An 11,707-nucleotide genomic window follows, 5' to 3' on the forward strand; every position below is an offset into this window, starting at 1 on the left:
TCCCAAGTTAATTGAGCTTTTTCAATATTTTCTCGTAACTTTACCCATTTTTCTTCTTCTTTAGATAGATTTGCAATATTTCTTTTAGCTCTCGTTGCTACTGCATTTTTGGTTATCTTGCTGCCATCAGATTTCATCTCTTCAAAAGCACGTTTTATATCATCGTATGCGCTACTCATGCTTGTTCTCCTTGGTTTGTATGCGCTTTGCCTTCATCTAATACATAGTCAGCTGCTGCTATATTATTTTTCCAGTGAATAGCAAATAGCTCGTAATCTTCTTGCTCTTCTTTGGTTAATGCCGCATATGCCTCTAGTTTCTGCGTTGCTTCTTTTTTTATTATTTGCCAATTGACCTTGTGGCGTTTGGTAATGATTTTACTACCACAATACACACAGCCACTAGGGATTCCTGCTCCTTTTATCTTGCAAGCTTCTCCCGCAGTGCAGTACCCCGTAGGTAAGCCACGTATGTTTTTAATATTTTTGACGAGAAATTTTTTCAGTTCTTCAATTGAACTGAAATGGATCTGCTTAATCACAGTCGAATCTTTACTTTGACTATCAGTAATACCTATTATCAGATCTTTAGATGTTTTATTAATTTGCTCACCAGCACCACCTTTAAGTGATTGTGACTCGGCTTCATCTATTAACTCTTCTGCAACACGGTCAATTAAAATCTCATTAAACTCTTCAGTAGTTTTAATTAAAGTTGTTGAGGCCAAAAATGCTCTTCGAGTATAAACAAACGTCATTAGGCTAGTTAAATGTTTAAATTGATATCTAATATCATCAAGCTCACCTAATTTATTGGCAATGACAAAGTAGGCCAACGTATGTCGAAACATGTGAGCGGTTAATCTAAACGTATCGCCTTCTTCGTATGGGACACCTCTATTCTCTCCTCTAACTTCTTTGTAGTTAGATTCAAGGCGTTCAAGCTCTGCTATATCATCATCGTCTAGAGTTAAGTCAAAAAGCTCAATGTTTTCACTGTTTTTAACCTCAAATTTTGTGAATCGCCCAGTATCGCTAAAACTAACACTACAGCTACTATGTGAAACCCCGAAAAGACGGTTTCTTTCTAACCCTTCTTTCAAATTGTGTGCTTGACTACTTGTTATATTGGCTCTGCATGAAGAAAGTACAGCTTTTGCCCTTTCTTGCATACCGATCACATATTTTTCGTAAATACCAACACACTCATGTACTTCAGCGTTTGAAAACCATTCCATCTCAACCTTACTGTTGTCGGTTTTGGTCATAATTGCCGTAATGTAATAAATATCATCTTTGTAATTGGCACAGCCAACCTTGCATGTAAGTACTTCGTTATATCTCATACCTGTATAGGCCAAGATATTAATGTATGTGGCTAATTTTAAATCTTCTAATTCTTCGGATAATTGAATGAATTCCTCTTCATTGGGTAAGTTTCTTACATGTTTTGCTATTAGCTCACCTGTATTCATTTTGGGCGGTGGTTCAATGGAGCCTTCATGTAAACTATCTATTAAGCGTGCATTTAATTCTAGCCATCGTTCTATCTTATCCTTAGAGTTTTCAACTATTTTTTCTGCAAACTTCAGAATTTTTTTCATTACTTTAGTAGGAATGACAGGGTGCGAATAAGTGACTGGTCTCGGATGGTGTAACTCGTTTAGTTGGTTAAGCACATCAATAAAAACACTACACACCTTAGGGCCAAAAAGACGAAAGCTTCGTTGCACGTCAAATAGTTTAGTAAATGAGTGTGATTGTCTGTAAATAGCTATTTTCCCGACTTCATATAAATAGTCTTTTATGAGATTCCTAATAACTAAGTCAGATTTGAACTCCAACTCATGAAATGAGTGATAACCTCTTTGTCTTAAGAAGGCTGCAATTAAATTTAGATACGTTACATCATTTTGAAGTGTAGAGATTTTTAGAGGTTTACCGCCTACAACATCACCATGTGTGAGTTTAATTAGTGAATAAATTCGAATTTGATATGCTAATTCATCAACACCTTTAAAATTCACATTTCTTTGCGTTTCTTCATAGCTTATCCAAGTGTCATCGCCAAAGTGAATAGTGCCATGTTTAGCAATATTCAATGCTCTGTTTTCCCACAAAGCAATCGAATTAAAAGCGCTAGTATCATCAACTTTAAAATCTTCTAACACCTGAACCAAAGGTTTTATAGTGATTTGACCTGTATGTGTTTTTACAACAGCGATATCAAGTAGTTTTGTTTTAGTTATCTCTTTGGTCATAGCAAACCTGTGTTTTTCCAATGAGGATGAATACCCTCTGTTCTCAATAATTCTTTTCCATCAATCACAGCTTGAGCATTAAGCTTGGCAATATCAGTTAATATTTCGTTAACTCTATTTTTCAACTGCTCTATGTTTTCCAGTTGCTCTGTTACAGAGTCAAATGTTGCGGCTGAGTTTTCCATATCAGCAACAACAAAATCCCGGTATGACAAAAGTTTCCAAACATGCAATGCGTCAGCAACACAGCGATAGAACGGACACCACAAGCATGCGTTAAAGTCGGCACATGCATGCTCGTTTGTATCTCGCTGGTCTAATAATTTCCTGTTTTGAGATTCGAATGCCACTACTGCGGATTTATCTTTTGAGTTAATGCATGTGCCATTCGGGACTTTTTTACCGTCTTCTGGTGGAGTCTGCAAAATGATTACTTTGTCGGTAACATCGCGAACAAAATAGTCTGCCATTGTTTTTGTCGCTCTGTTGATTGTCATTGCAACATCTTTGTTATCTTGCATTAAATAATGACGCAAGAACGTTTCATAAGAGTGCTTGCCAGCTTTTTGATACCACTTAAATTCTTTGGCAACTTTTCGGTAAATGTAGTTAAGCCCTGATTTTCTGATCTTTTGCGAATTAAATACGATATCACACCCAAGCTCAGTCAATATCCTATCTATAGAGGTCTTGAAACGTGATGCTGTTAATAATTGAATCTTTACTTCTCCAATACTATTTACTTTGGGAAAAACAAAAATTCTTTTTGATAGGTTCTCAATAGAAGGGCGGTAAATAGACGTAAGTCTAGTCGCAGCCTTAATATCAAATATTACTGGTTCGACAACGTCGCCGTATAAGACGCCTTCTTTTTCTAGATCTTCGGCTTTAATTTCAAATTTATGCCATTGAGTTTGATAATTAGCTCGGCGTTTAAATAAACGAAGAGCAGGAGTTTTACTTGAATGTAATGGCGTGTTAAAGAAAAATAAGTCGTCAGTATCAAGCTCTAGCGTAGGAGTTGAATTCCAACCAGTTTTCAATATGACTTTTGCTGCATAAAGTGTAACTTTGTCTTTAATTGTGAGTAAGGTCTCAGAAAGCCCTTTTTCTATGTAATATGCTAATTCTACTACTTCTCTATATGAGTAGAGTTTATCTTGATTCTGAGATAGTTGCTCTTGATGTTGTGCAGTTAATTCGGTGTTGACCGGAAAGCTTTTAATAGTATCTAGACCATAAAACGATAGTAATTTGTCGATAGCGCTCTGATATTGATTACCAACAAAAACCGACAAATCGCCTTGTTTTGATTTTAGTTGAATTGCCTCTCTTATAGCCTTTAGTATCTCACAGTTATTTTCAACAAAAGCATGAACCCCATGACTGGCAATAAGCTTCATTTGTTCATCTGTTAATGATGATGCATTTTCTTTCAATGCTCTAGCCATACTACCTATGTAACCTTTGAGAGTGACGATACCTATGCTCTCGCCATCAATTCGCTTTGTAAAAACTTTATGGTATTCGACTAGGTTTTGATAAAATTTATAGGCATTGTCATATACCCACTCATGCTTCTGCCATTCGGTAGTGTCACTTTCTTTAAGGTAATAGCCCAATGAGTAGGGTAATAAACTTTCCTTTGCGATTTTTTCACCCGTAACAAAGTGGTAAAGGTCCAATGCAGCGTTTAGTAGCAGTAAAAACTGCTGGTTATTTTGAGTTTCTTCTTGGTAATGCTTATAAAGGTATTTAAATCCCTGAAGGCCATTTTCTGCAAACCCTTGAATTCCACGCTCACTAAGCAGCTTAATTATTGGTGATGCTACGCTACCAGCACTATTCAACCACCTTGGAAATGATAAAGTTGAGGATCTAACTCTTGTTGTATTAGCTTCCGAAGCGCTTGCTATCTGATTTTTCAAAAAAGCATCAACTTCATTGCCAAATTTGGATGATATGCTTTGTGCATACCCTATTACTTCGGCTTCAGTTTTAAATTGATTGACTCTAGCTTTACCCCACACATCGGGTAGTATAAATTTTAAAAAAGTACGGAAGTTGTGATTGCATATAAATGATGAAACGAATTCCCTATCCTGTAATGTTGCCAATAATGGCAGTTTGACGCGTTCAGTATTCTTAAAAGTATCATGTAGACAAAGATTTATAATAGCTGTCGCAGTTTTGAGGATATTGTCCCTAATAGAAGAATCTTTGAGGCTTAATTCTGGAAGGACGAGATAGTCCAGATATTTATTTAGTAATTTACGAATCTCTTTTACTTGATGGAATTCAAGTTCGAATAATTTAGTTATGTCGATTGAAGTAGCCCCATTTACTAGCCTAAAAGGAGCGTTGATAGCGTTATCATAAAAATGAAACTTAGCTAAGTTTTCTAAGGCTTCTTCTATACGAGTAGCATAACTAGGTAGCTTGACATCATTTATTTCATTAATGCAAAAGTATTCCAGTTCTTGCCAAATTTCAAAGTCTGATAGAGCATTTAATCCCGAAGTTTGAATTGATGTCGCAGTATCTGTACTAACCTTATTAAGGGCTAGAGGAAGAGTATGTTGTAAACTGACACAAGCATTCCGCAAGCGACTCATTGAAATAGCAGTGTCGTCATCTGCGCTAATATTGTTTTCTTTGTCATATGCCCTGTTAAATAAAACGTCTAACTGTTTGGCTAGAACAATTGAATGAGGTTTAAATCTAGCAGGAATACGATTGGACTTCCGCGTTTTAACTTGCTGCTGCATCTTCAGCCTCACGCATCAGTAATTCGTCAACATCACCGTAGATATCTTTCACCCACTCTGACATTGCTCCGTATGCATCCACTGCTACACTTTTGGCAAAGTCGATGTAACGTTTGGTTGTTTTAAAACTTTCGTGACTCATCAAGGTCATTAGTGTCTGTCTGATGGAACTCTCCGATTCACCTTTGTCAATTAGGTATTTAGCGACATAAGTAGCAAAGGTAGCGCGTAAGTCATGGAATGTGCGTAATAGTATTTCTAATCCCTGCTTCCTTTGTTCTTTTCTAACTATGGAAATAGTATTCCCCGGTGTATCTTCGCTTATCCGCGATCCTGAACTATTCATAAACAAAGGAAGCGGATGTTCACTATTGTCCATACCATGATTAGTCTCATGTTTGGTACGTCGCTTCATATTTTGAATTGTCAAAGTGTGATTGTACAAAAGCTTCATTAGAACTCGCGCTATTGTTAATCTCACTGGCTTATGTCCTTTTCGTACAATGTTCAATTTTGGAATACGTTTCTCGTTTTCTTTTTCATCAGGATCAAAAAGGTCTTTCTGGTCGATGGCTGAAATCTCAAAAGAACGAAGTCCACCTAGCAAAGCACATTGCAAATAAAGCTTATAAGTCTCTTTTTGAGCCGTATCCGTCTCCAGCAACTGTTTAAGTTCTTTTGGAGAATATGGTTGTAGATCTTTTTCGGGTGAGTCTTCCTTTTGTTTCAATGTATTTGGAATGCTCAAATTACTAACCCACTTCCATAAGCCTCCAGAACGTGTGTTGCTAGTAGGTAATTGAAACAATGAACTTACACTTGATTTAGCTTTCGATTTAATACGTACCTGTTTGTATTCAAGTGAGAAGGGGAGGCTATCTATAGCCCCGCGCTTATGGCTCCATATATAGAATGCTTTAACAGCTCTAATTCGTTCTTGAGCGCTGTTAAAGCTTATGCGTTTAGACTTATCTTTGGTTTCGACTCTTTCACATAAATGTTTGTGATATCTCCACACAGGTAACCTAGAAATATCATCATCTACAGATTGTTTTGAAAGTGGTGCAGCTATTACTTCAAAATAGGATGCATCATCTTTATCCAACCAATCTAAGAAAGCTTTTAAGTGCTTAGCTATACTGCAAACAGACTTAACATCTAATGGCTTTCCCGGTTGGCTGGCATGATAAGCGTCACTAAAAGCCTCATTGTCTATTTGATTCTTTTTGAGACTGAAATGACCTTCAAAGCGGTGCATTAAAAATAAGTTCATTTCTTGGCATTCGGTGAAGCGAGTCGGGTGATATAGCACTGGAAAATTAGGTTCTATTTTATCGTGCCTATATGAGTGAGTTCTGATGCCTTTTTCAGTCTTAATAGGTTGCCCTGATTTATCGAGATGAAAAGACATTCCTTTTCCAAAGTTGACTGATGTTTTAATTATTTTAGTTTTTGTTGTATTTCGAAGTATCATTTTCGTTCACCTTTGATTCTTAGCTAGAGTATGTGTGTAAAAGCTTTTTTGTTCAAGTTTATTAAGGGTATGATAGTATTATATCAATTCGGGGGTGATTTTGGATGAGAGTCAAAACTTAACTGCGTCGCAGTTGAAAACTATTATCACTCGCTGTGGCGAAGGCACTAAGCTAATTTGCTCAGGTAACCTTGCGCAAATCGATAGTAACTACTTGACCCCAGTGACCTCTGGCTTAACTTATATTGTTGAACGTTTTAAAGATTTTGAGGGCAGTGCTACTGTTAACTTAAATGGTGTAGTACGTAGCAGGTTAGCCAGCTTTGCTGAAGAAAATTTATAGCTTGCCAGTATACTTATGCCTCGTTAACCTAGCTGTAACGAGGTAAGGTACATATAAGCCAGTGAATTTTTTACCATTAAAGCATTATTATCGCTCTTTGGCAGTGGCACTTATTGTGCCGCTGCTGGTGGCGTTTTTTTTGTGTTTACACCTGTATAACTTAAAACTTGAGCGAGTGATAGAAAGCAGGCAAAACGGATTTAATAATATTACTGCTCAGCTTTCCCATGCGATGAATGCCGCGGATGGTCTCATAGACACCATGTTCAGGCTTTATGAACAGCCACTTTCTTATGATTTTGATCCTAGTTGGACACGTAATGTGAATCAATATGATCACTATTACTATCAAAGTGTGGGCGATGGAGTGGGGGAGATAGTCGGGCAAGGAAAGTTTGCCTCAACGGCTTATGCAATTAATCAATGGCGACGAGTTATTGCCCTCGGCCCCTCGTTTAATACCACTCTGTCACTTATTCAATCTTTAGAAGCCGTGGCTTATGTTAATGAGCAAGGTTTTGTTTATATTAAGCGCCGTAGCATAACAAAAAGTGAATTTCTGACCAGTGTGTTAGATAATAAATTTCGACCTTTATTAATAAATAGCAACAATCTTGCCTCTAGCTCAGTGTTGACCATTAATGGTCATGCCTATTTTGCAATTGGCAAGCAAAGAGCTGCTAATAGTCGCGATTACATTGTGTTGATTTATGATCTTGAAGCAATTTCTAATTGGTTAAAAAAAATAGCGCCTAACTATGGTGAGTATATTTTTATCAATCAAGATAACCAAGTTATTGCCAGCTCAAAGGCAACGCTTAATACGACCATTAGTGCCAGCGAACATTGGCCGCATGTCGCGGTAGATATGCGCAAAAATAACGATAGTCATTTAGTACAAGAAGCTACCAACTTACCTATTTACACTCGTTTCTATGAATCACAGCAAGCTCTTAGTGAACCAGTTGGCTATGACATCTTTTTAGAGTTCGCATTTTTGAGTGTTTTTTTAGTGATGATGTTCAGCGCTGTTTTTTGGTTGAGTCAGCGCATTTTTGTAAAACCGATGACGCACTTAATGAATTACCTTGAGCAGCATGATGAAGGCAAACAAGCGTTAGTTCATTATCGGATTCCTGTTGATTGGCAGCCTTGGTTCAGCCGTGTGAAAAAGGTGTTTAGTCGTAATGAGGAGCTCGTTCAATCCTTACAAGAGGCAAATAAAGCGCTTGATTCCCAAGTACAGGTAAAGTCAAAACAATTGCGCCGTAGTATTGATGCGAAAGAGCGTCACTTAGCGTTATTAAATACTATGCTAAATAACGTGCCGGATCTTATTTACTTTAAGAATATCGATGGCTCGTTTTTAGGCTGTAATAAGGCGTATGAGCGTTATATTGGCTTGCCACAAGAGAAGTTAGTGGGCCAGCAATTATGTGATATTAGTGATGATAACGGCGAATTAAACGAGCTTGAAAAGCAAGTGCTTAAAGACCGCCAAGCTTATCAAAAAAGATTGACCACAGAAGATAGTAGTTATCTGTTTAGCATTGTGCCATTTTACAACGAGCATCAGCAATTTCTTGGCACTATGGCGATTGGTCGTGATATTACCGAGCAGCATAATGCGCTTAATGCATTACAAAGTTCTGAAGCTAAATTACGCAGTGCTATGGAATATGCTGCTAATGGAGTGCTGTTGGTTTCGCTTGAAGATCAGGTGCTGCAAGCAAATAAAGCAGCACGTAGAATCTTTGCAATTGAAAACGCCAATGACCTCAAATTAATAGACTTATTTGCAGAGCCATCTTATCAGACGCTAAAGGATACCTTGACAGAGTTACTGCATGAGAAGAAAAAAGTTTATCACTTTAGTCTTGAGCAGCAAGAGCAACAGCGGTGGTTACAAATTAGCGTGTCATTAGTTTGGAATGCTGAGCAAACACCGGATTACTATGTTGTTCATGTACAGGATGTGACGGATTTAGTGCAAGCAAAAGATGATGCAGAGCGAGCAACATTAGCTAAAAGCCGTTTTATAGCTAACCTAAGTCATGAAATACGCACACCACTTAATGCTGTACTAGGCTTAATTGATGTGATTGCACTGCAAGGGTTAACACAGCCGCAGCGTAACCATGCCGAGCAAGCAAAATCTGCAGCCAATAGCTTGCTTACTTTATTAAATCGTATGCTAGATTTTGCCCGCGCTGAAAGTTCGCAAGTACAACTTAATAAAGCCCCTTTTAGTGTGCCTGATTTAATCGATTACTGTCAGGGGATCACAGCTCCCTTATGTGCGAATAAAAATATCGAGTTTAAAGTCAAATGTGACCAAAGTATTAGTGATAACTTGGTTGGTGATCAAATTTGCTTGCAGCAAGTATTAGCTAACCTACTCACTAACGCAGTAAAATTCACCGAGCAAGGTACAGTGACATTAAACTTAATGCTGGTGGAGGAATCTGCTGAGCAGCAACTTATTTGTTTTACAGTCAAAGACACCGGTATTGGTATTAGTAAGGCCGATCAAAGCCGCTTATTTGATGCATTTACCCAAGGCGATGAATCATTAACGCGCTCTCATCAGGGGGTTGGTTTAGGTTTAGCGATTGTTAAATACGAAGTTGCATTGATGGGAGGCGAAATTAAGCTTGAAAGTGAAAAAGGCAAAGGCAGTGAATTTTGCTTTTGCTTGCAGCTCGATAAAGCCGTAGAGCCTGTGAAAAAGGAGCTGGTTTCATTGCCTTCTAGTACTGATCTATCTGGACTTTTAGTACTTGCTGTGGATGATAATCCACTAAATTTAAGCATTATTAAAAGCATTTTAGAGCAAATTGATGTCACTGTTGTGTGTGCACACAGTGGTGAAAAAGGCATTGAGCTGGCAAAAAGCCTCAGACCTGATCTTATTTTTATGGATATTCAGATGCCAGAAATGGATGGTTGTCAGGCAACGCGTATTATTCGTCAGTCTTTCACTAAAGAGCAAATGCCGATATATGCACTCACTGCACACAGTGAAAGCGAAGATATTGAGCATTCTATTTCGGCCGGTATGAATAAGCATCTCACTAAACCTATTGTTGCCAGTAAATTATTTTTAGCAATGAGTGAGTTGGATAGGCCAAAAGAAGTCTTTTTTGATCAAGCTTTTATAATGTCTCAGTTTGCAAATAATACTAAGTTAGTATTAACTATGTTGTCGAAGTTTGCGACTATGGCAGCTGAGCAGCTATTACAAATCTCTACATTAAAAACTACCAATGAGTTGGTTCGTGTAGTTCATAATGTTAAAGGATCAGCTGGCAATCTTGGTTTTAAGCGATTGTCAGCGTGCGCACAACAATGTGAAGCTAGGCTTAAAGCAGATGGCGAATTGCCCGAGCAATTAAATGATGAATTGCAATGGCAAATAAAACAGGTCATTGCATTTATCATTGAACAAGGATCTACTGATGTTGAAAAGAGCCAAGGTACTGATTGTTGATGACGATCCGTTAAATCGCTTGGTATTAGAGAAAACATTACAGCAAGACTATGATGTTTTTTGTGTAGAGAGTGGCGAAAAAGCACTGACGTTTTTAAAAACGCAGACTGTTGATTTATTGATCTTGGATATTGTGATGCCAGGCATTGACGGTTATGAAGTGCTAACTAAGTTAAAAGAAAACGCTGCCACCAGTATGCTGCCTGTTATATTCATTTCTGCAAATACCAGCCATGATGACGAAGCTAAGGGCCTTGAATTAGGCGCGATGGATTACATCACGAAACCATTTAGTGCTGCAATCGTTCGTGCCCGTGTACGCAATCAGCTGCTGATCAAACAAAAAAATGACTTACTCGAAATGCTCGCCTCAATTGATGGCTTAACTGAGATCCCAAATAGACGTTATTTGGATGAAAACTTAGCGCGAGAGTGGCGCCGGTGTCGTCGAGATCAAACTCCGTTATCAGTGTTATTAATGGATGTCGATCATTTTAAACGTTACAACGATTGCTATGGCCATCGTGCAGGTGATGACTGCTTAAAAAAAATTGCTCATGCCTTAGTTGGGGCGTGTGAGCGAGGCAGTGACTTTGTTGCTCGTTATGGTGGTGAAGAGTTTGCTGCGGTACTTCCAAATACCTTTGCCAATGAGGCTATCTCGTTTGCAAATAAACTACGAAATGCAGTGAATGAGTTAAACATTCTACACAAAGCGTCGCTAAATGCCGACCATGTCACAATTAGTATTGGTATTGCGACCACAGAAAATGGTCAGGTTTATGCAGAACAAACCTTGCTAGAAGAGGCTGATTTAGGTCTTTATCAGGCTAAAGATGCCGGGCGAGATCAAATTGTATCGAGAATGATCGCTGTAACTGAATCAGAGTAGGCAAAGCCTACTCTTAACTTTAGCTTGCTAATTAGCCGTTACTTAGCGATTTATAAATTGTATCACCCACACCAATTAACTTATCATTTTTAAATACGAGTGGCGTACACTCGTCTTTAGTCATCTTGCCATCAGAATGAATGCTATGTGTTACATAGAATAATACCTGATAAACATCATCACCTTGCTTTAACAACTCGGTAAAGTTAGGTGTATTCAGTTTGTTTAATACGGTTTGGTAGCTTGTATCTAATGCGAGATTAGAAATCACTTCACGGTTACTTTTATGCTGTTTTTCCCAGCTAGAAGAACTACCAGCCCAATGAGTGTCGGCTTCACCGTCAGAAACAGCGATGACACAGCCAGTTAAAAATGGTGCAGTTAGAGCGGCAATTAGAAGTGCTTTTTTCATGTTTTTTATCCCTAAGAAATTGTTTTATAGTTAAACCTTGATAGCAAACTGCTTGCCAAAAATTTTAT

At 38.0% G+C, this 11,707-nt stretch carries 6 protein-coding genes and 1 pseudogene; 3 read left to right on the forward strand and 4 right to left on the reverse strand.

Going from position 1 to position 11,707, the window contains the following annotated elements; all coding sequences use genetic code 11:
* Positions 1 to 175: 175 nt before the first annotated feature.
* From L1D46_RS17555 to L1D46_RS17565, 3 genes are read right to left on the reverse strand one after another with little or no spacing between them, the layout of a single operon-like run.
* Positions 176 to 2,260, reverse strand: coding sequence for a hypothetical protein (locus L1D46_RS17555; RefSeq protein WP_016708219.1), 2,085 nt, complete (start codon positions 2,258 to 2,260; stop codon positions 176 to 178).
* On the reverse strand, positions 2,257 to 5,028 hold the full coding sequence (locus L1D46_RS17560) for a hypothetical protein (RefSeq protein ID WP_074988938.1): 2,772 nt from the start codon (positions 5,026 to 5,028) through the stop codon (positions 2,257 to 2,259). Before L1D46_RS17560 ends, L1D46_RS17555 begins: the two co-directional genes overlap by 4 nt.
* Entirely contained in the window at positions 5,012 to 6,502 is a 1,491-nt protein-coding gene (locus tag L1D46_RS17565) for a site-specific integrase (protein WP_016708217.1), read from the reverse strand. Before L1D46_RS17565 ends, L1D46_RS17560 begins: the two co-directional genes overlap by 17 nt.
* 85 nt (positions 6,503 to 6,587) lie before the next feature.
* Between L1D46_RS17565 and L1D46_RS17570 the strand changes: the two are divergent.
* The 3 genes and pseudogenes from L1D46_RS17570 to L1D46_RS17580 all read left to right on the forward strand — a co-directional run.
* Positions 6,588 to 6,845: pseudogene (locus tag L1D46_RS17570) on the forward strand (PhoH family protein); the annotation flags it as partial.
* 61 nt (positions 6,846 to 6,906) lie between these two features.
* Entirely contained in the window at positions 6,907 to 10,335 is a 3,429-nt protein-coding gene (locus L1D46_RS17575; RefSeq protein ID WP_178926606.1) for a response regulator, read from the forward strand.
* Complete coding sequence (locus L1D46_RS17580; RefSeq protein ID WP_239977956.1) at positions 10,304 to 11,227, forward strand: diguanylate cyclase; 924 nt, start codon at positions 10,304 to 10,306, stop codon at positions 11,225 to 11,227. Before L1D46_RS17575 ends, L1D46_RS17580 begins: the two co-directional genes overlap by 32 nt.
* A 31-nt stretch (positions 11,228 to 11,258) precedes the next feature.
* Here the strand turns inward: L1D46_RS17580 and L1D46_RS17585 are convergent, their stop codons facing one another.
* Positions 11,259 to 11,639 carry a DUF3192 domain-containing protein gene (locus L1D46_RS17585; protein ID WP_130049661.1) on the reverse strand — a complete coding sequence of 127 codons (381 nt, stop codon included), beginning with the start codon at positions 11,637 to 11,639 and terminating at the stop codon, positions 11,259 to 11,261.
* Positions 11,640 to 11,707 lie beyond the last annotated feature (68 nt).

Origin of the sequence: Pseudoalteromonas sp. Isolate3, assembly GCF_022398505.1 — a bacterium.
Lineage (GTDB): Bacteria > Pseudomonadota > Gammaproteobacteria > Enterobacterales > Alteromonadaceae > Pseudoalteromonas > Pseudoalteromonas apostichopi.